This window comes from Dichotomicrobium thermohalophilum (assembly GCF_003550175.1).
Lineage (GTDB): Bacteria > Pseudomonadota > Alphaproteobacteria > Rhizobiales > Rhodomicrobiaceae > Dichotomicrobium > Dichotomicrobium thermohalophilum.
Genome location: NZ_QXDF01000001.1, coordinates 944,976 through 969,272, shown reverse-complemented (window position 1 = coordinate 969,272; position 24,297 = coordinate 944,976). Strand labels below are relative to the sequence as shown.

Here is a 24,297-nt window from a genome sequence, read left to right as displayed (position 1 = left end):
ATGGCCGAAACAGGCGTTTTCGAGCGAAAGGAAAGCCGGCCGCCGCCCATTCGCCAGACAGGGGCCTGGGAATGGGCGCGTGAACATCTGTTCGGCACCGTGACGAACACGATTCTCACGCTGCTGGGGCTGTACCTGATTTATCTGCTCATCCCCCCGATCGTGCAGTGGGCGATCCTGGACGCCAACATTTCCGGCTCGAGCCGCGCGGTGTGCGAGGCGAACCCGGACGGCGCATGCTGGACCTTCATCAAGGTCCGCTTCACCCAGCTCATGTTCGGGCTCTACTTCGGCGCCAACCCGGAACAGGTCTGGCGGCCCACCCTGGCCTTCATCGTATTCGCCGCTTTGATCGCCTGGCTGACGCTTCCGCCCACGCCGTACAAGCCGCAGGTGGCGCTGTTCACGCTGATCGGCTTCCCGATCTTCACCTACGCCGTCGTGCAGGGTGAGTGGCTGGGCCTGCCGGCGGCGAATGTCGAGGAATGGGGCGGCTTCCTACTCACGCTGACCCTGGCGAGCGTGGGGATCGTGATGGCGCTGCCGATCGGTATCCTGCTGGCGCTGGGACGAAGATCCCAGCTTCCGATCATTCGCGCGATCTCGGTCATCTATATCGAGTTCTGGCGCGGCACGCCGCTTATCACCATTCTGTTCATGGCCTCGGTGATGCTGCCGCTGTTCTTCCCCTCGGAAGTCGACTTCAACAAGGTCGTGCGCGCCATGGTCGGCATTACGCTGTTCCAGTCGGCCTACACGGCCGAGGCCATCCGAGGTGGTCTGTCAGCCATCCCACGCGGGCAGTACGAGGCGGCGGACGCACTCGGGCTCGGCTACTGGCAGAAAATGATCTTCATCATCCTGCCCCAGGCATTGCGGATTTCGATCCCTGGTATCGTCAACACTTTCATCGCCCTTTTCAAGGATACCTCGCTGGTGTCGATCATCGGCCTGCTCGATCTGCTGAATATGGCGCAGACGGCAAGCCGCTCGATCGAGTGGAAGGGCTACGACTTCGAGGCTTATGTCTTTGCCGCGCTGATTTTCTTCATCTGTACCTATGGCATGTCGCGCTATAGCCAGTATATCGAGCGCAAGCTGGACAGGGAGACCCAACGCTAGGAGCCGACCGCATGGCACTTTCGCAAGACACCCGGCCCGAGGCCGATCACGCGCCCGAGCGCCGGCTCGACCGCCCGATCATCGAGATCAGCGGGCTGAACAAGTGGTTCGGTGACTTCCACGTGCTCAAGGACATCGACCTGACGGTGGGCACGGGCGAGCGCATCGTGGTCTGCGGCCCCTCCGGCTCGGGCAAGTCCACGCTGATCCGCTGCATCAACCGGCTGGAGGTGCATCAGGAAGGCACCATCACTGTCGACGGCATCGAGTTGAACGACGACCTCAAGAACATCGAGGACATCCGCAAGGAAGTCGGGATGGTGTTCCAGCACTTTAACCTTTTCCCGCACCTGACGGTCCTCGAAAACTGCACGCTCGCGCCGGTCTGGGTCCGCAAGATCCCCAAGAAGCAGGCCGAGGAGACCGCCCACAAATATCTGGAGCGTGTGCGCATTCCCGAGCAGGCAAACAAGTATCCCGGCCAGCTTTCCGGCGGCCAGCAGCAGCGCGTGGCCATCGCGCGGTCGCTGTGCATGCAACCGAAGATCATGTTGTTCGACGAGCCGACCTCCGCGCTCGACCCGGAAATGATCTCCGAGGTTCTCGACGTGATGATCGACCTCGCGGAAAGCGGCATGACCATGCTGGTCGTTACCCACGAGATGGAGTTCGCGCGCAAAGTCGCCGACCGGATCGTGTTCATGGATTTCGGCCAGATCGTCGAGGTTCAGCCGCCCGATGGCTTCTTCAACAACCCGAAGAGCGATCGCACCAAGCTGTTCCTTAGCCAGATCCTTGGGCATTGATCGGCGCGCGCCGGGAACGGAGACACCGTATGGACCGATTTGCGGGCAGCCATGCTGCTGGCGTGGCGCTCCGGCTGGCGATCATCTCGATCGTCGTGGGGATCGTGCTGCAGGCGCTCGACCTGAACCCACTCGACCTGGTCGAGAACATTCGCGCGCTGATCCGCTACGTCTCCGAGGTCGGGCTGGACGCGCTGGAGTGGCTGGGCACGCGGCTGCTGATCGGCGCGGTGGTTGTCGTGCCTATCTGGGCGGTGGTACAGATCTTCCGGCTCATCTTCCGGCGCACGAGCGACGGGCAATAGGCGTGTAGCTGGGGTGATCCCCCCTTGCGTCGCGGCCCTCGCCTGACTAATCTTAAAGCCAACGCAGCGACGCACCGAGCGTCATACTTCGCTGCGTTTCTCATCGGCCAGTGGGGAATAGTTTAATGGTAGAACAGCGGACTCTGACTCCGTAGGTCCTGGTTCGAATCCAGGTTCCCCAGCCAACTCTGGCTTCGCGCGCTCGCCTGCACTGCTCCCTCGGAGAACAAACCAATTTCCGGCAACCTCGGTCAGCCACCCCGGCGTCTCGTCGTTGGTCGCGTGCCCTCGAAACTGTTTGGCAGGTGACTTTGTGAACCACGGTCTCCCATACCGGTGAGGCGAAGGTGCAGGCAGCCCCAAAGAACGCTCACCAGGGCTCCCCTGCCCGTCTTACCATTGCTCGGCTATTTGCCAGCGTTGGCGATCGGCGCAGATGCTTGGCCGACCAGACGGCAGTGGATCAGCCCGCGCACTGAGTTCCCGGCCCATATCGCTTCAGCGCTGTCCAGATCCGCAAGCTTCACCAGACCTTCGCGGCATTTGCCCTCCGCGAGCAACTCGGCGCGCAGCACGCCCGGCAGCACACCGGAGGAAACCGGCGGCGTGATCAGCCCATCGCCAAAGTCGAAAAACAGGTTGGTGATCGTGCCCTCGCAAATCTCGTCGCGCTCATTGGCGAAGATGATTTCGTTCAGATGGGCCGGCAGCTCGCGGCGCGCGCGGTCATAGATTTCGCGCTTGGTCGTCTTGACGCGAAGCCATGGGTCGCCCGCACGCAGCCTGTGGTCAGACAAGGCGATGCGCCACGGGGTGGCGGGGGGCTCGCCCGCAAGCTCTGTCGCCTTCACCTCAATCTGGCCGCTCAGGTCGATTGTCAGCCGGACCCGCATGTGCGCGCCGGTCGCTGCGCGATGAAGGGCGGCGCGCACGGCCTCAGCCTCGAAAGGAATGCCGAACTGCTGGCAGGTCGCCGCGCAACGCGAAAGATGCCGCTCAAACCTGGCAAAGCCTGAGGCGCGGTCCCAGCGCATGGTCTCGATGACTTTCAGGTCTGCGGGAGGCCGAGCGCGAACCGTGTCTTCCATAGCGCCTCCTCATACTCGCTCTCCGCCGTGCTGTCTGCCACCACGCCGCCGCCGACATTCAGCACCACATCGTCATCGGCATAGTGCATCAGCGTGCGGATTGCGACATTGAAGCGTGCGCGGCCATCCGGGGCGAGCCAGCCGATCGCGCCGCAATAGGCTTCGCGCGGACCGATTTCGACATCCCGGATCGCCCGCATCGCCGCGATCTTCGGCGCGCCGGTCACCGAACCGCAGGGGAACAGGCTGGCGAACACGTCGCCAATGCCGGCGTCGGCCCGCAGCCGCGCCGCCACGCAGGAAATCATCTGGTGAACGGTCTGATAACTCTCGACCTTGAACAGCTTCGGCACGTGTACGGTCCCCGGCTCGGCGATGCGCGAGATATCATTGCGCAGCAGATCGACGATCATCAGGTTTTCGGCGCGGTTCTTCGGGTCCGTTTGAAGCTGTTCGCGCAGCGCTTCGTCTTCCGCGGCCGTCGTCCCGCGCGGCGCAGTCCCTTTCATCGGCACGGTCCTGATGATGCCGTCACGCGTGATCTCAAGGAACAGTTCCGGCGAGCGCGAAAGCAGGATCGGCGGGCCAAGGTCCACGTATGCCCCATGTGCCACCGGGTTTCGCCGCCTGAGAGCACCGTAGAGCCCCAGAGGCGTGCCCTCCAGGCGCATCCGCAGCCGCATTGTCAGGTTGACCTGATAATAATCACCCGCCGCGATTCCGACGCGAATGACATCAAAGGCGTCGGCGTAATCGCCGTCGGACCAGTCACAGACGGGGTCCCGGAGCATGGCCTCTCCCGCTTGATGGGCGATCGTCGGGTCGAGGTCCGCCGCCGGACCAGGGACATCAAAAACACCGAAGCGCAAGAGCGGCGTCCTCCGCTCAGAGGGCAACAGCTCGCAGAGACTCGGTTCCAGCACATAGCCAAGCTCATAGCTGGCGAAGCCTGCCAGCCAGCGGCCCGCGCGTTGCGCCTGCCCGATCGCCGTCAAAGCCGGGGCGACCTCCTCGGGCGTATTGGCCTCGATAATCCGCAGGGGGTCACGAAACAGTGCGGGCTGCGCGCCGGGCCCCTTATCAAACAGAATGAAAGGCGTCATGGGCTGGCCCGGCTATCCTTGCTCCCGTTAAGATAGGGCGCCTGATTGATGTCTTTCCGGAACAGGCGCACGCGTGAAGCGCCGTCCATTCCGACTGGATCGGAAATCGCTCGCATCTCTTAGCGACTTTCCGGAGATATGCTCTCGCTCATGCGCCAAACGGCCCTGCCCGCAGGTTTCGTGCCGAGCCAGTTCACCTCGTCTCAATAGTGAATTGCGCAGATGCTCGCAACAGCGAGGCGATACGGCCTCGAAGCAGGGCGTTGACGCTGCGATCCGGCTCGCCGGGCCCCTCATGAAGGATGCCGAAGGAGTCGGGCTGAGCGCCCCTTGTCACTTTCCTTTTTGACCGCGCCCCGGCCGATGACTAGGGGGCGCAGACGATGAAGCGATAGGTCGTGAACGTCTTGGGCGCATTCTGGAAAACCGTACCGTCCGCGATTGCGATCGTCGCGGCAGCGTCCGCGACACGGTAGGATCCTCGATACCGCAGATATGCTTGTCGCCGAACTCTCCTCCGGTGCGGCTGCAGGTCCACTGTGACGGGGCGCATGTGTCAGGCGCGTCGACGATCTCGGCTTCGGGGAAATCGGAGCCGGGCGGAGTGTCGACCTCAATCCGGATCGGACCGCGATAGGCTTCTTCCCGCGCAGTGGCAGTGAACTGGTAGAAGGAGCAGTTTGGCGGCGTGCAGCTTCCGGTGCCGGTGGGGTCGTAGTCCCATTCGTTCAGATCCTGGAACGACAGGCGCATGCGGTAGCAGGATCGGTATGGCTCTCGCTCGATCTTCTTGCCGTCGACCAACAGATAGGAGCAGTTCCGAACCCATGGATGGCGGACATTTTTGTTGGCGGTATACCACGAGGTCGTCGGCTTGATCGTCAGGTTCAGCGTCGCTGACTGGCCTTTGGCCAGCGAGATGTTCGGATATTTGCATTCGACCGGGTTGCTGCCGGTGCATGTCCAGGTCGTAGCGCTTTTTGGGAAGTAATCGTCCAGGACCCAGCCTTTGGGAAGTTCCTCCCGCAGCGTGATAGGGCCTTGGTAGGGCTGGTCTCCGCCCGGCGAGACAATGATGTCGTAGCCGCAGCGATGTTCAAACCGGCAACCAAAGCCCTCGGCTGAGAGAAGTAGCTCGGAAGAAGGCCCTTCTTTCTTCACCGTAAGGTTCGGCATGACCTCGACGCTGTCGCAGGCCTCCAGAACATCTTTGCCGGATGCGTCGTCAGCGGACGGCGTCAGCAGCCCGAGGAACTCATCGGTGATCTCACCGCTGGTGTCGGAAAAGACGGGGTTCTTCGTCTTGTAGTCGGCGAGGGCCTTCTTTTCCTGGTCGCTCAGTCGGTCGTCAGCTTCCGGGGTCGTCTGGTAGCCCTGGCTCGTGAGAAATCGCCGGACGAGCCACGCCCGGTCGCTTTGCGAAAGTTTCCCGGGGTCCGACTTCGTCAGGTGCAGTTCGCCGCAGTTCTCGATCTCGCCAGTCTTCGCGGTTGCGTCCAGGCTGGCCTTGGCCGTGAAGATGACGGTCTCGCCAGGCTCGATGTCCCGGCCATAGCAGAGGAATCGTCCATGTTCTGTCCAGGACGGTTCCTGCTGATGCGTGCGGCATTCCCATCCCGGCGCAGTTACCGATTCCACCTCCAGAGCGTCATCACCGACACCGGCGCCGCCGGGCCTGTCCCACAGCGTGAGCAGCCCGTCATAGGGCCCTTTGCCCTCGTTCTTCACGGTCACAATGAAATTGCAGGCCCCGCCCGCAGAGCATGTGCTGCTGTCGAAATGCTTGGCGATGGTCAGCTTAGGCTGGTTCGCGATCAGCACGTCGGCGCAAACGACCTTGGTCGATTTGCTCATTTCGCCCGTGGCCGGCGGGGGGAAGGAGACTAGGACGCAGTTCTGGACGGTCCCGAGGGGCTGGCTCGGCGGCACATCAAAGGCGATATCAAAACCGACACGATCGTCCTTGGTCAGTCCCTCCGCCGGCAGGTTGGGGTTCTTCGCGATGTCATAGGTGCATGTCGTGTTCCCGTCCTTGTCCGAGTCACACGACCACAGGCCCAGCCTGCCGCCCCCGGCGAAGGTCCAGTGCTTGGCCTTGGGAATGTCCGTCACGGAGAACGCGCCCTCGAAGGGGATGTCGGTGGTTCCCTCGATGACGATGATGAACCAGCAGGGCTTGCCGGGTTCGCAGGAATCGGTCGCCGCGCGCTTGCGCACGTTGATGTCCGGCTCGGGGATCGGTGGCACGCCCTCTGCGTCCGCACCGGGCGGCGGCGACGGCGCGGCGACATCCAGGACAACCGGGGTGCAATCCCGGTCATTGTCGCTTCGCTCATCCGCTTCCGGTGGACCCGTCTTGCCGCGAGCCTCGTCAATGGCGGCCCAGTCGATCTCGACGCAGTTCTCGCCGGCGACCGGGTCGACCGGTACGCCAGCCATGGGTTCGAGTTGAACCGAGAGCGTTTCGGACTCGCCGGGGGCAAGGTCGATCTGGCCGGAACAAGCGAAACCTCCCCCGGCTTGCTCGTCGCATGACCAGCCCTCGCTGATACCACCGTAGCTCCAGCCCCCCTTCGACGTGTCCGTGAAGCTGAACGGCCCCTGGTAGGGTTTGACGCCCTGGTTTGTGATGGTCACGACGAACGGACAGGGCTTGAGCGGAGCACAGACGTACAGCGGCGCGGCGCCCGGTGCGGCGGCCTGCGCGGAATGCGGCGGGTCTTTCGTGATCCTTAAATCGTAACCGACGCTTTCGGGGCCGATGACCATGCCTTCGCCGGTCGGGGCGACAGGCGGTGCCCCGGGTGGCGGTTCAGGGGCCGGCGCGGGCGTCAGTTCGACCTCCGCGCAGGCGCTGTCATTCGTGGCGTCGTGGTCCTGCTCGATCTGGGTCCAGTCGATAGCGACACAGTTACGGGCGCGCCCCTCATGCGCGCCCGTCTGCCGTGGTATCAGCGTGACATTCAGGCTTTCCACCTCGCCCGGCTTCAGCGTGATATCGCGCCAGCAGGACACGAGCGGCCCGCCGCCTGCCGTGGTGAGGCACCACCAACCCGTGTCGAGACCGCCAAAGCGCCAGCCCTCGGGCATCGTCTCGCTAATCCGGAACGGGCCGCTGTACTCCACTGACCCCCTGTTGGCGATCTCCACCGTGAATGAGCACGGTACGCCGGGGGTGCAGGTTGGGTTGCCGGCCATCTTGCGCATCGCGAGATCGCGGCCATCGACGGGCTCTTTCGCCTCGGCGGGACCAAAGGCAATCGGCGCGCATCCCTCGTCATTCGTCGGGTCGTCATCCTCGGCGCCCATGGGGAATTCCAGAACGGCGCAGTTATCCCACTGGCCGGACACTTGTGCGGGCGGTACCACCAGTTCGATTGTCACCGCACCCGACTCGCCCGGGCTCAGGTCAGGATCAGGATGCATGCAAGACACCGCGGAACCATCCTGTTGGCATTCCCATGCCGAGCCCGCCGGCCCCCAGGCGGCCAGTGTCCATCCGTTGGCGAGCACGTCCGAGATCATGATCGGATCGGTGTAGGGCTGGTCGCCCGTGTTGGTCACGATGATGACGAAAGGGCATTTGCCCCCGGGAACACAGGGGGCCGGAATCGCCTTTTGAACGGACAGGTCGACAGGCGGCACGTCGTCGGGAACGGGCAGAGGCTCGGGCCACCACGGTTCTTCCACGACGCCTTCGGGGATACCCCAATCGACAAGCGGCGGCTCCGCCTCAGCAACCGCGACCGCGCCCGGGTAGGGACGGTAGAACGCGACATCGCCGATCCGGCTGGTGTCGTCGCGCTCGCCAGTGATCAGGATTGGCAGAACCGGGGTTTGAGGCTCGATCATGTATGACTGATCCGGCCCCTCGGGAGGATAGGCGGGACCGATCGTCGGATAAGGCTCGCTGGCAGCCTCCGGTGCGACCGCGTCCAGGGCTTCAACGGGTGTGGCCTGCAAGCCGTCGACTTGCGTGCGCTCCGTGCGCTGGCCGGTCTCCGGGTCGCGGCACGGGGCTTCCGGGGTGCAAAGGGCATCGCCGGTCATCCAGACCATCGCCTCGGGCCGGTCGGTGTCGATATCGCCGTCTTCCGTATAACCGAAACCGAAATCCACGCCGCCGGCGGCATTGGCGCGAATATGGGGCGGGCCCAGCCGCGCCCGGTCGTAGTAGCCGACGTCATAGCGGCCGGCGGGCTGCCAGACGCCGTCTTCGTCCTGTGCGTAGCGCAGCACGCGCGCGCCATGCGGGTGCGTGAACGCCGCCCGCGCATCAAGGCCGAGATTGCGCAGCCCGCCGCGCTCGGCAAGCAGCATGATGCTCGCATCCCTTGCGCGTGAAAAGGCGATATCCGAGACGGGATGGCTCACACCGAAAGCGTCAACATCCCTTTCCTGGGCGAAGAATGCCGGCAGGGCGAATTCCCGGCGGATGTCGTCCAGATCGAAGCCGCCATCTGCGGATATGGCCACGGACCAGATGGTGTTGAGGGTTTCTTCCGCGCTTGCCGCTTCGAAATCCTCGCTGCCCAGCGGCTGGCTCGACCAGACGCTGTAGTAGAGCCGAACCTCACCGGTCTCCGGATCCTGGTGAACGCCCACGCCCCAGACGCGCCGCCGGAAATCCGCCACGTTCCAGCACGCCGGCGTCTTGGAAAAGTCGCCGAGGGGACAGCCCTCCACGCGTGCTGCGCTTTCAGGATCGAAGGCAACTGGTGCAAGGGCGTCAGACCGACCCGTTCTGGCGTCGACGAAATTTCTTCGGGCATTCACGCCGTGGTCGTACCGCCCGATGATTTCGCCCGCCATATCGAGGCGGTGGATATATCCGGTCTCCAGGTCAGAAACGTAAAACTGGTGGTTCCAGGGGTCGAAGGCGATGTTGCCGAGCGCCGCGCCCGTGTTCTCCCGCCCATCGGCCGTGATCTGCGCGAAAACCTCCGGCGCGTAGCCCTCGTCCGCATTCAGCTTCCATACGGTGCCGGGCCCGGCGTCCCGGCCCCACATACCGGGCATCCAGTCGGTGCCATCGGCCGTGCGATGCAGCCCGAACGCCGAAGTCGCCGTCAGATACAGATTGGCTGGATCCGCATCATCGTAAGCGATCCCGAAAACCTGGCCAATTTCGCCTGCGGTCACGCCAAGTGGAACCTCGTCGACTGCGAGACTCTGGCCCTGCGCCGGGCCACCCAGTTCACTCACATCGAGCAGTTTGACGACAGAGCCCCTGACATCGAGAACACGTCTCGGCTCGCCCGTCTCGGCGGTTTCAGTCGTGACGCCTGAGAACTGCGTTACGATCGCAGTCCCTTCGCTGACCTCCGGCCCTTGGGCGTGGGCCATCGTTCCGAAAAGGAACAGGCAGATCAGGCTGGTCAGGACGGTTTGCAAGGCGCGCGAAGGCATCGTGGAATTTCCGGGGGTCACTGTTTTTCAGTGACCATAGCCGGACATGAGCGTCTGCCTAATTGATAAGAATCAACATGGCCGACCAAACGCGCGACGACTGCGCTTTCTATGCCTTCACTGCCAAAAACCCTGCGAGAATCTCGCTCGTTTTTTCGCCAGGAAATACCGAATGCTTTCGGTCAAAATTTATCCCGATCCACGACCGCTGAAATTCCTCTCCCTGGCGAAGGAGAAATCGTGGATTCATCGGTCTTGTGTCGCCGATTTGATCGTTGTGAATGCCGCTTCCCAACGCGCTGGCATGATCCAAATTGAAATGGCGCATCAGGAAGGCCAATCATGTTTCAGAACTTCTTCACGATCTTGCCAGGCCGAGCGTTTCTCCTAGCCGCCATCTTGGCCTTGTCGGCACTCGTGCCGGACACGCTTCACGCCGCTGAACGCATCGCGCTACAAGCATCAGATGGGACCTATATCCGTGCGGGGGTCACTAAGAACACACTGTTGGCAACCGGCAGCCCGCATATCAAAGGCTGGGAGACCTTCACGCTGATTCGGCTCTCCGACGGAAAGATTGCCCTAAGATCCGAACAGAACGGCAAATATGTACGCGCCGGCGTCGGGCAGAACAGCCTGTTGGCGGCCGTCAGTTCGCGTATTGGTGGCTGGGAGCAATTCGAGTTCGTTGGAAGCGGGAATACCGTCGCGCTCAAGTCAGTGCAGAGTGGAAAATGCGTTCGCGCCACGGAACAGGGCTATCTCTCCGCTACGGCGCGCGAATGTATCGACGCAGAGCCAAAGCTCAGTATCGTGCTCCTGCCATGAGGCGTTTCAACCGGGTTTGGCACGGGCCGTTTCGGTTCGCCCCGTGCCCGGCCAGATATGCAGAATGAGCGCCGCGGATTTACCTGCTCCGCGACCCTGTCGGAGGCACTTGATCGGCGTGTTGGCCTCCGGGCACCGCCAGCCGGCGCTGACCTGATCAATTGGCTTCATTGCCGGTCGGGCACGAAGCGCGTCCAGCCCCCCAGCACGGCAGCGCCGTCTGTTATCGTGATTTCCGCGATGTACCGGTACGTCCCCAGGACCCGGCCTTGCGCGTAATACTGCCCGCGAAACCGGGCAAGCAGAGTGTTTGCATCTTTCCATTCAACTGCATCAATCCAGTAACGATCAAGCGTCTCATAACTCGCCTGTTTGTCGAGCCTTTCGATGTCGGCTACAGCTTGGTCGCGGAGCCGGCTTTCCAGGTCATCTTCCGGTTTCCGGACGGCCTCGCCGTCTGACGTTGACAAGACCCAGAGATAGTCGCCGGAATTGGCCCGCCTGTTGTTGACGGCGACCCACCGTTCATCGGGACTCCAGAGAACGTCGAGGAGATACCCGAACGTGCGATGTTCGCGGAGCAACGATCCTTCGCGGCGGAGCTGGAGCAGCGTGAAGGTCCGCGGAGAGCTTTTTTCCTCTGCCGCCTGAGACGGGATGCGGACAGTGTAGGTGCCCGAGGGTGAGGCAGAGGTGCGGGCCTGGGTGTCTCCACGACTCAGCAAAATCCAACAGCAAACAGCCACGAACAGACAGTGCGGCAATGCTGCCGGTCTAACGAGCGCAGCCGTTCGCATCACTGTCGCCTTTTCTCTGCAGGCAATCGAATAGACCGCTGAGTATGCGCTGTTTCATCCATAGCTGCAAACCGGTGTTGTGCGTCAGTTGAAGGTAAGGAGGCGGGGGCAACCGGCCCTCTCAGAGCAGCCTTTGACAAATCTCAGGATGATGGCTTGGCGAAAATACCGCAGACGCTCCGGCCACTTGCCCTGGTCCGACACACAATGCTCAACCACAAGGCTCGCTGGGTGCTGGAAAAGGGGCGTCGCTGCTGCTCGGTCTTGGATTCCTTGGAAAGCAACAAACACCGAGACTCCCCTTCGGACAGACATGTCAGAGCGCTGCCTACCGAATCACGGTGTCCTCTTCGAACATCATGCGCATTTAGGGCTGAATCTTTCCGCCCCGCCGTTCAAGGGCGGGCGTGCTCCCCCCTGGTCGGTCACGCCAGTTCCACCCGGGCTCACAACCTAACCCCATTGAGTTTATTGGCGACCCCGGGACGACTCGAACCTCCGACCTACTGATTAAAAGTCTTATCCAAAACCGCACCAAGTCCTCTCATACGGTCACAAAAGCTTGGTTTTTCAGGCGGATCGGTATCACGCGTGATCCCATCCGTTGCGAAAAAATCTCCGACCAATGTGTGACCACAGCTACGGCCCGTGACCAGTGTGTGACCAGAAAACGGGCCCGGAACGAGAGGAAAAATGGCAACTGCAACGCTGACCAGAAAACGCATCCAGATCGCCAAGCCCGGCGACGTGCTCAAGGATGAGAAGGTGCCGGGTCTCCAGTTGCGCTGCTTCGAGAAGCGCAAGGCATGGTACTTCCTCTATCGCACAAAGGACGGGAAGCAGCGCAGGCCGAAGATCGGCGGCTATCCCGCTTTCTCGCTGGAGGATGCGCGCCGCGTCGCGCGCAAGATGCGCGAGCAGGTCGCGCTCGGCAATGATCCAGCAGAGAAGCGCCCAACCGAGCGCCCGGCGACGGTCGCCGATCTTGCGCAGCGTTACCTGAACGAATGGGCGTACCGCAGGAAAAAGAAAGGCTCGGCAGACGAGGACGCGCGGCTGATCGACACCTACATCAAGCCCGCGCTTGGCAAGAAGCCGGTGGCGGATGTGACGCTGGAGGATGTCGAGCGCGTGCTGGAGCGGATCACCAACGGCGACATGCCCGGCCAGCGCAAGCCCGCGCCGATCATGGCGAATCGTGTGCGCGCCCTGCTTCACAAGATGTTCAATCTGGCGGAGACGCGGTTTCGGCTCCGGCCCCAGCACACCAATCCGGTGCGCGGCACGATCCGCAACCGCGAGCGTCCACGGCGTCGGCACCTGACCGCTGCCGAGTTCCCGCGCTTCCGCGAGGCTGTGGACGAACTGGCCGCAGTCTATCCGGCGCGCGTTGCCGCGATCTTGACAATCCTGTTCACTGGCGCGCGCGTGAACGAGATCGTGCGGGCGCGCCACGAGCAGCTAGACGGCGATCGCATCTGGCTTGACGATCACAAAACGGCTGGCACCATAGGCGACAAGCCGGTGGTGATCCCGAAAAAGGCCCGCGCGCTGATGCAGCGTTACCGCGTCACGGACAGCCCGTACATCTTCGGCGGCTATGACCTACGGCCCGCGTGGGAAAAGCTGCGCGCGGCCATCGACGCGCGAGACCTCCAGCTTCGTGATCTGCGCCGGTCCTTCGCGTCCGTGGCGCTGTCCAATGGCGTCACGCTCGATCAAGTCGGCAAGCTGTTCGGCCACACCTCGACGCAGACCACGCAGGGCTACGCCTGGATGATGGAAGGCCAGTCGAAGGACGTGGCCGAGCGCACGGCTGAGGCGATGGAAATGCTGATGGAGGGGTGACCTTTCATACCCACACGATGTGAATGAAATATCGGTGGAGATGCAAAGCCGCCATAGCCTTTAAAGGCGGCCGTTCCTCCTCAAATCAACCTCATCTTCGGATAAAGTATCTGTTTCAGAGGTTTCAGCTCGAAGACCAACGAAAGGCGTTTTATTCCGAAGTCTGCCAAGATTGGCAGGCGGGCGCGTCGAGTGACCACTTCCGTTCCCTGGCGGCGTGCAATCCGACAAGGGAGCAAGAGCCGCTCGGCCCCGGCTTGCGCTCTGGGATGGCTGGGTGATCGGCGCGCTTGATGGAACCCTCGGCGAAAATCGGGATTCACGCCGCGCATGGCATTCGCTCCGGCGGGGTGGCTTTGGCAATGCCCGGGTGGGCGCGTATCTGAACCGGCTGGGCCTGTTGCGCATAGACGGGGCGTTCGTGGTGACACGGTTGATGGCTAGGTGCTGCGCTCGCGCGGCGCGATCAATCACTGATCCTTGCTCTGCGCGGCGATGACCTGGCGGAGGATGTCGCGCTGGGCTTCGCGCGGCATGTCGTCCAGCGGCGTGTCGATGCCGTTGGCCGTGAGGATCTCGGCGAGCTTGGCGCGAACCTGCGGGTTGGCGAGCATCTGATCGAGTTGCGCGTCGCTCGGGCCGGCGGGCTGCGCAGGCCGTTGCCGTTCGCGCTGCTGGAGGACGGCGGCGTAAGCGTCGTGGACGCGCCAGGCGGCGTCGGCCTTGCGGTGGTAGGAGGCAGCAGCGGCCTGCAGGCGGTCGAGGTCGGGGCGCAGGTCGTCAAAGCCGCCCGTCTCGATCAGCTCGGCAAGGTCGGGCAGCAGACCCCACCAGCCTTTCTCGCCGATCAGGCGGATGGCCTCGGCCAGCGCTGTGCGGGCGATCTCCGGCGCGCGTTCGGCCAGGGCGAGGCGCGCGCTGACAAGGGCGATATCGGCCTCGCGGCGCTTCAGGCCAGTAGCCTTGATGAGGGCGGCCGCCGCTTCAAGCGCGGAGTGAGCGTTAAGCGATGGCCGCTGATCGGGGCCGTCGGGCGGCAGGGTGAGCCATTGCAGCGCTTCTTCGATGCGCGCGTCGATGAGGTAGAGGCGCATCTCGCTGCGGGTGGCGGCGTCGAGCACGGCGCGCAGGTCGGCGCGGGCAGCGTCGGGGTTGCCGGACTGGCGGTGGAAGGCGGCGCGCGCGAGCAGCCCACGCACGATGTTTTCTCCGAGCCCCGCGTTGCGCAGGCCGTCGACCGCGGCGTCGAGCCGGGCGCGGCCCTTGTCGCGGTGCGCATCGGCGTCAGCCCCCGTCCCGCGCGCCAGCGCGGCATGGGCGCAGCCCTGCGACAGAGTGTCGAGCGCGATGTCCAGTAGCGACCCCTGACCGGTTTTCGCGTACAGTTCGAGCGACCAAGTGGCGCGCGCGTGCGACAGACTGGCCACAAAGGCGTCGATGAACTCCAGCCCGATCATCGAGGACCGCGACAGGCGCGACTGCAGGAAGTCGAGGTTGTGATGTAATCGCGGGAAGAACGGCCGGCTCACGATCCCGGTGCGGCCGAACTCGTCCGCGTCGAGTACGCTGACGATGGACACGCCGAACCCCTCGGCCACCAGCCGGCAGGCGGCGCCGAACTGGCGCGTTTCCATCCCGGTCGCGAGTGTCACGCCAAATTGCTGGAACGCGGTCTGCACCGACTGGAAGAAGGGGTCGTCGGCCTTGGTGTGGATCACGCGCTCATGGCGCAGGTCGGTAGGCACGATCTCGTCCTGCGCGGCCAGCGGGTGGCCGGGCGGCAGGATGCAGACCGTGCGCACCGGGATACGCCGCGCATGCACTGCAGGGTGGCCGGGGAAGTCCGCGGTCAGGCCAACGTCGCATTTCTCCGCGATAATCCAGTCCAGGATACGCTCGGGCCGGTCGGGTTCCAGCGTGACCTGCACCTGCGGCTGCGACTTGAAAAAACTGGCCAATACCCCGGGCAGATGCGTCGTCGCGAACCCCGGCAGGCAATGCGCAACTGCCCGGCGCGCTGTTCGAGGATGTCGCGGTGGAGCTGCTCGAACCTCGCCACCGTGTCAAGGACGCGGCCCGCCTCGGTCAGAAGCAACCGTGCCTCGGGCGTCGGCTCGGCCACGCCGGCGGCGCGGTTGAATAGCTTCAGCCCCGTTGCCTATGCCAGCGAATTCACAAGTCGGCTCACCGCAGGCTGCGAAATCCTCAGGAGCCCGGCAGCGCGCGTGTAGCTTCCGGTCTGGGCCACCGCCTGGAACGCCTCAAGCTGGCGCAGGCGCACCTCGGCGCCCAGGTCGGCGCGGTCGTCCATGCTTTCTCTCCAACACTTTCTGCATAACATCTTGTTATAGTTTATGTCATCAAACCTTCATTTGAAACATAGCTGGAGCGGCGCTACTCAGTCACGCGACTCCCTAGGCTCCTCATACCGATCCACCCGGAGGAGTCCATTCATGAAACAGACCTTTTCCGCGACGACCCGGAGGAGACCATTCATGAAACAGACCTTTTCCGCGACGGCCATCGCCGCGCTGATGGCGCTGGGCGCCAGCCCCGTCGCCGCGCAGACCGAAATCCAGTTCTGGCACGCCATGGGCGGTGCCCTCGGCGAGAAGGTTGAGGAAATCGCCACCGGCTTCAACGAGTCCCAGGATGAGTTTAAGGTGGTGCCGATCTACAAGGGTAATTACACCGAGACCATGACCGCTGCGATCGCCGCCTTCCGCGCTGGCGAACAGCCCCACATCGTGCAGGTCTTCGAGGTGGGCACCGCCACCATGATGGCCGCCGAAGGCGCCGTGAAGCCGGTTCACGCGCTCATGGAAGACGCTGACATCGACTGGAACGCCGACGCCTATCTCCCTGCCGTACGCTCCTACTACTCCACGCCTGAGGGAGAGCTGCTGTCGCTGCCGTTCAACAGCTCCACCCCGGTGCTGTGGTACAATGCCGACCTGCTGGAACAGGCCGGGATCGAAGAGGTGCCGAGCACCTGGGACGAGATGTTCGCCGCCGGCGAGGCCCTGCAGCAAATCGGCCACGACTGCGCTTTCTCCTTCGGCTGGCAGTCGTGGGTGATGATCGAGAACTATCTGGCTTGGCACAACGAGCCGATTGGCACGAAGCAGAACGGCTTTGCTGGGCTCGACACCGAGTTGGTCATCGACGAGTCGGAAAGCCTGACGAACCTGCTGCAGCGCATCGCCGACAGCACTGAGGACGGCACGTTCGAATATGGCGGCCGCCGCGGCGACTCGCTGTCGCTGTTCACCAGTGGTGAGTGCGCGATGTGGATGAACTCCTCGGCCTACTACGCCTCGATCAAGGACCAGGCGGAGTTTGCGTTCGGCCAGACGATGCTGCCGCTAAACACCGAGGCCGCTGAAGAGCCGCAGAACTCAATCATCGGCGGCGCGACGCTATGGGTGCTCGAAGGCCACGACGACAGCGAGTACCAGGGCGTGGCTGAGTTCTTCGACTACATGTCGCGGCCCGAGGTGCAGGCTGACTGGCACCAGTCTTCTGGCTATGTGCCGATCACAACGGCCGCTTACGAATTGAGCAAGGAACAGGGCTTCTACAAGGAAGAGCCTGGCACCGACACCGCCATCAAGCAGCTGTCGTTGAACGAGCCGACCGCGAATTCGCGCGGACTGCGCTTCGGCAACTTCGTCCAGATCCGCGACATCATTAACGAGGAGCTGGAAGACCTGTGGGCCGGCAACCAGAGCGCTGCCGAGGCGCTGGAGAACGCCGCCGACCGCGGTAACGACCTGCTGCGCGAGTTCGAGGACGCCAACTCCTGAGCCGACAGGCCAGTCACGGGGCGGGCTGGCGCGGCCCGCCCCTAAGACTCCCAGAGGCTGCCCTTGCGCATCAAAAAAGTCACCTTCCGTCACCGCTGGCTGCCCTACCTGCTGGTCGCCCCCCAGATTGCGATCACTCTGGTTTTTTTCATTTGGCCGGCCAGCCAGGCGCTTTACCAGTCGGTGCTGCGGCAGGATGCCTTCGGGTTGAAGACCGAGTTCGTCGGCCTGGCAAACTTCGCAAAGCTGTTCAACGACCCGCTCTACCTGGAAAGCTTCGTCACCACCGTCACCTACAGCGCGATGGTCGCGGGGTTATCGATGGGCGTGGCCCTCGTGCTGGCAGTGATGGCCGACCGCGTGGTCCGGCAGGCGACCACCTATCGCACGCTGTTGATCTGGCCCTACGCCGTGGCGCCCGCGGTGGCGGGCGTGCTGTGGTGGTTCCTGTTCAACCCCACCGTCGGCATCGCAGCCTACGCGCTCGACGCGATGGGCTACGACTGGAACCATTACCAGGACGGCGGCGACGCGATGATGCTGATCGTGATTGCCGCGGCCTGGCGTCAGGTCAGTTATAACTTCCTGTTCTTCCTTGCCGGACTGCAGGCGATCCCCCGCTCGCTGACCGAAGCGGCGGCGATTGACGGCGCGGGTCCGCTCAAGCGGTTCTGGACGATCCAGCTGCCGCTGCTGTCGCCCACCGCCTTCTTCCTGTTAGTCGTCAACGTGGTCTACGCCTTCTTTGAAACCTTCGGGATCGTGCATGCCACCACCTCGGGCGGCCCGGGCAACGACACGGTGATCCTCGTCTACAAGGTCTGGCGGGACGCCTTCGAGGGCCTCAACCTCGGCTCGTCGGCGGCACAGTCGGTGATCCTGATGGGCATCGTCATCGCGCTCACGGCGATCCAGTTCCGCTATATCGAGCGCAAGGTGGAATACTGATGGTTGAACGCCGCCCGCTCCTGAACGTCCTGCAGCATGCCGTGCTGATCTTGGGCGCGGCGCTCTTCGTCTTCCCGATCTATCTGGCCTTTGTGGCTTCTACCCATACCGCTCAGGAAGTGAATTCCGGCATCCCGCTGCTGCCTGGGGCTGAGATGCTGAGCAACTACGCGCAGGTTCTGGGCGAGGGGATATCCACCGCCGGCGCACCGCCGCTATGGCTGATGCTGATGAACTCCACCGTGATGGCGCTGTCGATCACCATCGGCAAGATCGCCATCTCGCTATTGTCGGCCTTCGCAATCGTCTATTTCCGCTTTCCCTTCCGCTTGCTGGCGTTCTGGACGATCTTCATCACGCTGATGCTGCCGGTCGAGGTGCGCATCCTGCCCACGTACGAGGTCGTGGCGCAGCTGGGGATGCTCAACAGCTATGCCGGCCTATCTATCCCGCTGATCGCCTCGGCCACCGCGACTTTCCTTTTCCGGCAGTTCTTCATGACCGTGCCGGACGAGCTGACCGAGGCCGCCCGTATCGACGGCGCCGGCCCGATGAAATTCTTCCGCGATATCCTCTTGCCGCTGTCGCGGACCAACATCGCCGCGCTGTTCGTGATTTTGTTTATCTATGGTTGGAACCAGTACCTCTGGCCGCTGCTCGTGACCACCGACGAAAGTTACTACACCATCGTGATGGGCATCCAGCGCATGGCCAATGCCGGAGAGGAGACGCCGCAATGGCACCTCATAATGGCCACGGCGATCCTGGCGCTGCTGCCGCCAGTGGTGGTGATTCTTGGGATGCAGCGCCTGTTCGTGCGCGGTCTGGTGGAAGTGGAGAAATAAAAACACCATGGCCGATATTCGTATCGAGAACGTGCGGAAGACTTATGCCGGCGGCGTGGACGCTATCCGCGGCGTATCGCTCGGGATCGAGGACGGCGAATTCTGCGTTCTGGTCGGACCCTCAGGCTGCGGCAAGTCCACTCTATTGCGCATGATCGCAGGGCTGGAGCACATCACCGAGGGCACGGTTGCTATCGGCGGGCGTCGCGTCAACGAGCTGGAGCCGGCGGAGCGTGACATCGCCATGGTGTTTCAGAACTACGCGCTGTATCCGCATATGTCGGTTTTCGACAACATGGCCTACGGGCTGAAGAACCGCGGCATGGCGCCGGCCGAAATCCGTCGCCTCGTGAACGAGGCGGCGGAGACGCTGGGGCTGTCAGACTACCTCGCGCGCAAACCGCGGCAGCTGTCGGGCGGCCAGCGCCAGCGTGTGGCGATGGGCCGGGCGATCGTGCGCGACCCGGCGGCTTTCCTGTTCGACGAGCCGCTGTCGAACCTCGACGCCAAGCTGCGCGTCAAGACGCGGGTGGAGATCCGCGACCTTCAGCAACGGTTGGGAACGACCTCTATTTACGTGACCCACGACCAGCAAGAGGCAATGACGCTGGCCGACAGGCTGGTGGTGATGAACGCGGGCCGGATCGAACAGATCGGCCCGCCAATGGAGGTCTACTCGCAGCCCGCTTCGCTGTTCGTGGCGGGTTTCATCGGCTCGCCGCCGATGAACATACTGTCGCCCGGGGCCGGCGCCGTCCTGGCCGAGGCCGTCGGGCTAGATTGCTTGGCCGGACGCGCCCTCGTCGGCGTGCGCCCCGAAGCATTGTACGCCGAGCCGGACGGCCCGCTTACGATGACCGTCCGCGTGGTCGAACGGCTCGGGGCGACGGCCAACGTGCACGGCTTGCTGGACGACGGCGAGACCGAGGTGATCGCCAGCCTCGCCGGCAACGAGCTGCCAGGGCCGGGCGACACCCTGCACCTCGGCGTGGATCCTGCCCATCTGCATTTGTTCAGTCGCGCCGATGGCCAGCGCCTGACATGAGCGGCAGTGCGCTCGCGCCCAGCCGCACGCTGGTCATCGGGCACCGCGGATCGCGCGGCACGCGGCCCGAGAACACGCTCGCGGCGGTGGATGACGCATTGACCGCCGGCGCCGATTTGGTGGAAATCGATGTGCAGTTGACCGCCGACGGCGTCCCCGTCGTCGTGCATGACCCCGTGCTCTCAAGCGACTTGGCGCGCGCGCCCGGCGGTGCCTGGGTAGCCGACAACGCTCCCAGGGTGGCCGATCTGACATGGGCGGAGATTGCGCGGTTTGATGTCGGCACCGCCCGGCCAGGTTCAGCCATTGCGCGTACCTTTTTCAGCCAATCCCCGTGCCCCGGCGCGCGGGTGCCGCGGTTGGCCGAGGTGCTTGAGCACATGGCGGATGGTCATGCCGGCCTGCTCATCGAGATCAAGAGCGACGCCGAGCGGCTCGCCCCCGGCGGGCCACCCGCGGCCCTGGCCGCGGCCGTGCTGGGCGAGGTCGCCGTGCAGCCCGACGCGCCCGGCGTGATCTACCAGTCATTCGACTGGCGCGTGCTGCGCGAAATCCGTGCGGTCCGGCCCGGCGCCCGCCTGTCGGCGCTGACCGCCGAGGCGCCTGGCCGCGAAGCGGCCCGCACGGTCTACGGCGGCTCGCCATGGCTTGCAGGGCTGGTGCGGTCCGCGGGCGGGCAGGGCGAACTGCTTGACGGGGCGGCGGCGCTGGGCTGCGAGATCTGGGCGCCGTTCTGGGGCGATCTGACCCGGTCGCGCGTGGCCGCTGCAAGGGCGCACGGCTTCGCCGTCTTCGCCTGGACGGTCAACGATATCTTCACCGCCCGGCGCCTGGCCGGCTGGGGCGTCGACGGGATCATAACCGACTACCCTGCCGCGATGGTCGCCGGGTTGGGCAACTAGGGTCTTTTGAGATTTAGGATTCACAAATCGCGCGAACAGTGATTCGTGCTTCCAAAACGCGGGAGGCATGAATGGACCAGAGCAGATTTATCATCACGGACGCACAGTGGGAGAAGATCGAGCCGCATTGCCGGGGGCGCAAGCAGGATCCCGGGCGCACGGGGAGCGATCCGCGGCTGTTTCTCGAAGCCGTGTTCTGGATTGCGCGAACCGGCGCGCAGTGGCGCGATCTCCCGCCGAAATTCGGCAAGTGGAACACGATCTACCGGCGTTTTCGGGACTGGTCGCGTGCGGGCGCGTTCGACATGATATTCAATGCTTTAAGCGATGAGCCCGATATGGAAGTGGCGATGATCGATGGCACGATCGTTAAGGTTCACCGCCACGGACAAGGCTCAAAAGGGGGACTCAAGCTCAGGCGATAGGCAAATCGAAAGGCGGATGGACGACGAAAATCCTCGCGCTGACCGACGCGCTTGGCAACCTTGTGCGGTTCATTCTCCTGCCCGGCCACCGCTATGACACGGTTGGCGTCGCGCCGCTGATCCGGGGGCTTCGCTTCGACGCCTTGCTCGCTGACAAGGCGTTCGATAGCAGTTGGATCATCGATGAGATGAATGAGCGGGGCGCGGGGATTTGCATCTCCCAGCGCCCCCAGCGCAAGACCCCGCTGGAGATCGACGGCGACATGTATACGTGGCGTCACCTGATTGAGAATTTTTTCTGCAAACTCAGGGAGTTCAAACGTATCGCCATGCGCAGCGACAAGACCGACACCAGCTTCGCCGCGATGATTAGCGCCTGCGCAGCGATCATCAATAGCCGGTGATTCTCAACAGACCCCAGAGCGCTCAGACCCTATGCGTTGTGACGTGCAAATGAGGAGCGGGAGCTTAGCACAAATAATCGAAGCCTGGCCGGGGAAAAGCGCTCACGAAGATGGCGGCATTTCGCAGCCTGCTGTGTACCATATGCTGGATGTGGCGGCGGTCGCCGAGCGCCTGATCGCTCCGGAGTCATTCCGTGAACCTGTTCGGCAGGCACTGATCTTGCTGGCTGCCCTTCATGACCTGGGGAAAATCAGCGCTGCCTTTCGGGCCATGCTCCGTCACGCCCAGCCGCAAGTTGCGGGACGGCACTGGGAAGTCACCGAAGCCTTCCTCCGCTTGCATGACGATCTGTTAGCACCGACGCTGGGCAGCGACCAGTTTGCCCGCTACGAGCTCTATGCTGCCACAGCTGGCCATCACGGCCGTCCGCCATCGCGAGATCTGCACCTGAACCGGCGGAATACGGGTCCCGGCGGCGAGTGGAAGGCGATGATCGATGCCGCGGGAGAGACCGCTGTTGCAGATGCGGCTGAGGTCATCCGGGCTTTCACTGAGCTTTGGCCGGACGCATGTCTTGGCAGTATGACCTCAGAACAGGCGCGTCGACTTTCTTGGCGCCTTGCTGGTCTCGTTACAACAGCAGACTGGATCGGCTCGAACCCCGCTTGGTTTCCTCCTAGTGCACCAGGCCCATTGCCTGCCGCCTATCTCGCCGAAACCAGAGAGCGCGCCGCCGATGCGATCGGCAAGGCCGGTATTGTCGCGCCGCCTGCGGCATCCGTGCGGCCATTCAATTTTGCCTTGCGCTCAATGCAGACCGCTTGTGAGCAGGTGGAATTGCCTTCAGGCCCGATGCTGGCACTGATCGAGGACGAGACCGGATCCGGCAAAACTGAAGCGGGCATCATCCTCGCGCAGCGCATGCTCCTTGAGGGAAAAGCGGAAGGCCTTTACTTCGCGCTGCCGACAATGGCGACAGCTGACGCCATGTTCGGCCGGGTTGCCGACGTCCTGAAATGTCTCTACGACACGGCCCCCAGCCTATCGCTGGCGCACGGTCGGTCGGGGCTTCATGAAGGCTTCCGAGAGCTTGCGCTGGCGCGTGACCGCAACCCGGACGAGCCAGGGCCAACTGAGTGGCTTCTCGATAGTCGCCGCAAGGCGCTGCTCGCCGATGTCGGGGTGGGAACCGTCGATCAAGCGCTTCTCGCAGTCGTCCGGGCGAAGTATGCGCCGCTACGCCAGTTCGGCCTTTCCCGGAAGATCTTGGTGGTCGATGAAGCGCATGAGATGGGCGACCCCTATATGGGCGAACTGCTGTCAGCGCTCTTGCATCTGCACGCGGCACAAGGTGGCTCCGCGATTCTCATGTCGGCGACACTCCCCCTGGAGCTCCGCTCTCGATTGGTGGCGGCATTTGAGACGGGCGCGGGGCGGGAAGCGCCCGCGATTGAGAACTCAGCCTATCCAGCGCTCACAGTCCCCGGTGTATCCACGCCTACAGTCTCAGCTAACCGCTCGGAGACGAACCGCGGGCCGGTCGCAGTCGAACGTGTCCAGTCTGCCGATCAGGCGCTTGATCTGCTCACCAAGACTGCCGGGGAAGGAGCTGCCTGCGTCTGGGTCAGGAACTCCGTAGACGAGGCCATCGCCGCGATTCACACCCTGCGCGCTAGGGGCGTTCCCGCCGAACTCTTGCACGCGCGCTTTGCACTCGTCGACCGGAAGCGACACGAGGCGAGGATACTGGAAACCTTCGGCAAGCATCGCTCGGCGCACCCAGGGCAGGTGCTCATCGCGACGCAGGTCGTTGAGAGTTCGCTCGACCTCGATTTCGATGTGATGGTGTCTGATCTCGCGCCCATGGCAGCGCTCATTCAGCGTGCTGGCCGGCTTTGGCGGCACATGGACCTGCGCCCGGCCGGGCTGCGCCCGGTGGACCGGCCAACGCTGCAGGTTCTGTCGCCCGATCCAGGGCTGGTGACTGGCGAGAACTGGGCCCGCCACGTTCTGGGCCAAGGAGCCTATGTCTATGCCTTACCCCTCCTCTGGCGCACGGCGAAAGTGCTGTTTGAGGCGGGCGAAATACGCGTGCCAGAAGGGCTACGCGATCTCGTTGAAGCCGCGCATGGCCGATCGCTGACCGTTCCTGAGGTGCTCCAATCCGCTGAGTTCCGCGCCGAGGGCGTGGACAAGGCCCAGGCCACGCACGCCGGGCAAAACCAGATTGACTGGCTTGCCGGTTATCGTGCAGGTGCCAGTGGCGCCGAGGATGCGGAATATCCAACACGGCTGGGTGCCAGGCAGAAGACCATGGTCTTGATGAGAGGAGACGCGCCTTGGTCTGGAGACCGGTGGAACGTCGAGAGTGCGCAGCTTTCGGAGGTCTCAGCATCCGCCGCACGGCTGGATCGTTTGGCGCTGCCCGAAGCGGTGCCCCCTGTCAATCTGCCGAGATGGCTGACCGCAACGCGGTGCTTCGTAACAGTACCCCCTGACCACCAGATCTGTCCTGGCTTGCGCTACGATCCCGAGATGGGTTTGATATTGTCGTCCTCTGTCAATCAGGCATGACCTTCCCATGGTTCGCTCATGTCGCAACGATCTCTGTTTTT

Annotated in this window: 18 protein-coding genes and 1 tRNA gene; 13 read left to right on the top strand and 6 right to left on the bottom strand. The window is 63.4% G+C overall.

The genetic code is table 11. The features are described 5' to 3' along the window. From BXY53_RS04380 to BXY53_RS04365, 4 genes are all read left to right on the top strand, one after another. Nucleotides 1-1,122 carry an amino acid ABC transporter permease gene (locus tag BXY53_RS04380; protein ID WP_119060667.1) on the top strand — a complete coding sequence of 374 codons (1,122 nt, stop codon included), beginning with the start codon at nt 1-3 and terminating at the stop codon, nt 1,120-1,122. Nucleotides 1,123-1,133: 11 nt separating this feature from the next. Continuing rightward, the gene (locus BXY53_RS04375; protein WP_119060666.1) at nt 1,134-1,928 is read left to right on the top strand and encodes an amino acid ABC transporter ATP-binding protein; all 795 of its coding nucleotides are present in this window, start codon (nt 1,134-1,136) and stop codon (nt 1,926-1,928) included. A 29-nt stretch (nt 1,929-1,957) separates the two neighbouring features. Beyond that, nucleotides 1,958-2,233, top strand: a complete 276-nt coding sequence (locus tag BXY53_RS04370) for a DUF6460 domain-containing protein (RefSeq protein WP_119060665.1) — start codon at nt 1,958-1,960, stop codon at nt 2,231-2,233. A 111-nt stretch (nt 2,234-2,344) separates the two neighbouring features. Further along, a tRNA-Gln gene (locus BXY53_RS04365) sits at nt 2,345-2,418 on the top strand. Nucleotides 2,419-2,640: 222 nt separating this feature from the next. Here the strand turns inward: BXY53_RS04365 and BXY53_RS04360 are convergent. The 3 genes from BXY53_RS04360 to BXY53_RS04350 all read right to left on the bottom strand — a co-directional run bounded on the left by BXY53_RS04360 (nt 2,641) and on the right by BXY53_RS04350 (nt 9,833). Continuing rightward, entirely contained in the window at nt 2,641-3,321 is a 681-nt protein-coding gene (locus BXY53_RS04360) for an aminotransferase class IV family protein (protein ID WP_119060664.1), read from the bottom strand. Next, entirely contained in the window at nt 3,282-4,424 is a 1,143-nt protein-coding gene (locus tag BXY53_RS04355; protein WP_119060663.1) for an aminodeoxychorismate synthase component I, read from the bottom strand. Before BXY53_RS04355 ends, BXY53_RS04360 begins: the two co-directional genes overlap by 40 nt. 333 nt (nt 4,425-4,757) lie before the next feature. Then, nucleotides 4,758-9,833: a hypothetical protein gene (locus BXY53_RS04350; protein ID WP_119060662.1), complete on the bottom strand. Its 5,076-nt coding sequence runs from the start codon at nt 9,831-9,833 to the stop codon at nt 4,758-4,760. A 342-nt stretch (nt 9,834-10,175) separates the two neighbouring features. On the opposite strand from BXY53_RS04350, the gene BXY53_RS04345 reads away from it, so the two are divergent. Next, nucleotides 10,176-10,661 carry a fascin domain-containing protein gene (locus tag BXY53_RS04345; RefSeq protein ID WP_119060661.1) on the top strand — a complete coding sequence of 162 codons (486 nt, stop codon included), beginning with the start codon at nt 10,176-10,178 and terminating at the stop codon, nt 10,659-10,661. A gap of 167 nt (nt 10,662-10,828) precedes the next feature. On the opposite strand, the gene BXY53_RS04340 is transcribed toward BXY53_RS04345, so the two are convergent. Then, nucleotides 10,829-11,458 (bottom strand): hypothetical protein, encoded by a 630-nt coding sequence (locus tag BXY53_RS04340; protein WP_119060660.1) that lies wholly within the window; start codon nt 11,456-11,458, stop codon nt 10,829-10,831. A 693-nt stretch (nt 11,459-12,151) separates the two neighbouring features. Between BXY53_RS04340 and BXY53_RS04335 the strand changes: the two genes are divergently transcribed. After that, nucleotides 12,152-13,306, top strand: a complete 1,155-nt coding sequence (locus BXY53_RS04335; RefSeq protein ID WP_119060659.1) for a tyrosine-type recombinase/integrase — start codon at nt 12,152-12,154, stop codon at nt 13,304-13,306. Between the two features lie 470 nt (nt 13,307-13,776). On the opposite strand, the gene BXY53_RS14225 is transcribed toward BXY53_RS04335, so the two are convergent. Continuing rightward, nucleotides 13,777-15,300 carry a LysR substrate-binding domain-containing protein gene (locus BXY53_RS14225; RefSeq protein WP_280985259.1) on the bottom strand — a complete coding sequence of 508 codons (1,524 nt, stop codon included), beginning with the start codon at nt 15,298-15,300 and terminating at the stop codon, nt 13,777-13,779. 164 nt (nt 15,301-15,464) lie between these two features. After that, nucleotides 15,465-15,617, bottom strand: coding sequence for a helix-turn-helix domain-containing protein (locus BXY53_RS14220; protein ID WP_210209143.1), 153 nt, complete (start codon nt 15,615-15,617; stop codon nt 15,465-15,467). A 184-nt stretch (nt 15,618-15,801) separates the two neighbouring features. On the opposite strand from BXY53_RS14220, the gene ugpB reads away from it, so the two are divergent. From ugpB to cas3, 7 genes are all read left to right on the top strand, one after another. Further along, nucleotides 15,802-17,112 (top strand): sn-glycerol-3-phosphate ABC transporter substrate-binding protein UgpB, encoded by a 1,311-nt coding sequence (gene ugpB, locus BXY53_RS04320; RefSeq protein WP_119060658.1) that lies wholly within the window; start codon nt 15,802-15,804, stop codon nt 17,110-17,112. 69 nt (nt 17,113-17,181) lie between these two features. Beyond that, entirely contained in the window at nt 17,182-18,060 is an 879-nt protein-coding gene (ugpA, locus tag BXY53_RS04315; RefSeq protein ID WP_210209196.1) for a sn-glycerol-3-phosphate ABC transporter permease UgpA, read from the top strand. Further along, complete coding sequence (ugpE, locus tag BXY53_RS04310; RefSeq protein ID WP_119060656.1) at nt 18,060-18,905, top strand: sn-glycerol-3-phosphate ABC transporter permease UgpE; 846 nt, start codon at nt 18,060-18,062, stop codon at nt 18,903-18,905. The genes ugpA and ugpE overlap by 1 nt, the downstream gene beginning before the upstream one ends. A gap of 7 nt (nt 18,906-18,912) precedes the next feature. Beyond that, nucleotides 18,913-19,950: a sn-glycerol-3-phosphate ABC transporter ATP-binding protein UgpC gene (gene ugpC, locus BXY53_RS04305; RefSeq protein WP_119060655.1), complete on the top strand. Its 1,038-nt coding sequence runs from the start codon at nt 18,913-18,915 to the stop codon at nt 19,948-19,950. Continuing rightward, nucleotides 19,947-20,852 (top strand): glycerophosphodiester phosphodiesterase family protein, encoded by a 906-nt coding sequence (locus BXY53_RS04300; RefSeq protein WP_119060654.1) that lies wholly within the window; start codon nt 19,947-19,949, stop codon nt 20,850-20,852. Before ugpC ends, BXY53_RS04300 begins: the two co-directional genes overlap by 4 nt. A 71-nt stretch (nt 20,853-20,923) precedes the next feature. After that, nucleotides 20,924-21,681 (top strand): IS5 family transposase gene (locus BXY53_RS04295; RefSeq protein ID WP_119060653.1). Its coding sequence is split into 2 segments (ribosomal slippage): nt 20,924-21,260 and nt 21,260-21,681, totalling 759 coding nucleotides; the frame shifts between segments, so codons are not numbered across the junction. A 31-nt stretch (nt 21,682-21,712) separates the two neighbouring features. Next, complete coding sequence (gene cas3 / locus BXY53_RS04290) at nt 21,713-24,256, top strand: CRISPR-associated helicase Cas3' (RefSeq protein ID WP_342634959.1); 2,544 nt, start codon at nt 21,713-21,715, stop codon at nt 24,254-24,256. The last annotated feature ends 41 nt before the right edge of the window (nt 24,257-24,297 follow it).

Bases quoted from the DNA above. Each gene is read 5' to 3' on its own strand.
- BXY53_RS04375 (WP_119060666.1), top strand. From the start codon at position 1,134: ATGGCACTTTCGCAAGACACCCGGCCCGAGGCCGATCACGCGCCCGAG.
- BXY53_RS04340 (WP_119060660.1), bottom strand. From the start codon at position 11,458: ATGCGAACGGCTGCGCTCGTTAGACCGGCAGCATTGCCGCACTGTCTG.
- BXY53_RS04345 (WP_119060661.1), top strand. From the start codon at position 10,176: ATGTTTCAGAACTTCTTCACGATCTTGCCAGGCCGAGCGTTTCTCCTA.
- BXY53_RS04335 (WP_119060659.1), top strand. From the start codon at position 12,152: ATGGCAACTGCAACGCTGACCAGAAAACGCATCCAGATCGCCAAGCCC.
- ugpC (WP_119060655.1), top strand. From the start codon at position 18,913: ATGGCCGATATTCGTATCGAGAACGTGCGGAAGACTTATGCCGGCGGC.
- BXY53_RS14220 (WP_210209143.1), bottom strand. From the start codon at position 15,617: ATGGACGACCGCGCCGACCTGGGCGCCGAGGTGCGCCTGCGCCAGCTT.
- cas3 (WP_342634959.1), top strand. From the start codon at position 21,713: ATGCGTTGTGACGTGCAAATGAGGAGCGGGAGCTTAGCACAAATAATC.
- BXY53_RS04355 (WP_119060663.1), bottom strand. From the start codon at position 4,424: ATGACGCCTTTCATTCTGTTTGATAAGGGGCCCGGCGCGCAGCCCGCA.
- BXY53_RS04370 (WP_119060665.1), top strand. From the start codon at position 1,958: ATGGACCGATTTGCGGGCAGCCATGCTGCTGGCGTGGCGCTCCGGCTG.
- BXY53_RS04360 (WP_119060664.1), bottom strand. From the start codon at position 3,321: ATGGAAGACACGGTTCGCGCTCGGCCTCCCGCAGACCTGAAAGTCATC.
- BXY53_RS04380 (WP_119060667.1), top strand. From the start codon at position 1: ATGGCCGAAACAGGCGTTTTCGAGCGAAAGGAAAGCCGGCCGCCGCCC.
- ugpB (WP_119060658.1), top strand. From the start codon at position 15,802: ATGAAACAGACCTTTTCCGCGACGGCCATCGCCGCGCTGATGGCGCTG.
- BXY53_RS04350 (WP_119060662.1), bottom strand. From the start codon at position 9,833: ATGCCTTCGCGCGCCTTGCAAACCGTCCTGACCAGCCTGATCTGCCTG.
- ugpE (WP_119060656.1), top strand. From the start codon at position 18,060: ATGGTTGAACGCCGCCCGCTCCTGAACGTCCTGCAGCATGCCGTGCTG.
- BXY53_RS04300 (WP_119060654.1), top strand. From the start codon at position 19,947: ATGAGCGGCAGTGCGCTCGCGCCCAGCCGCACGCTGGTCATCGGGCAC.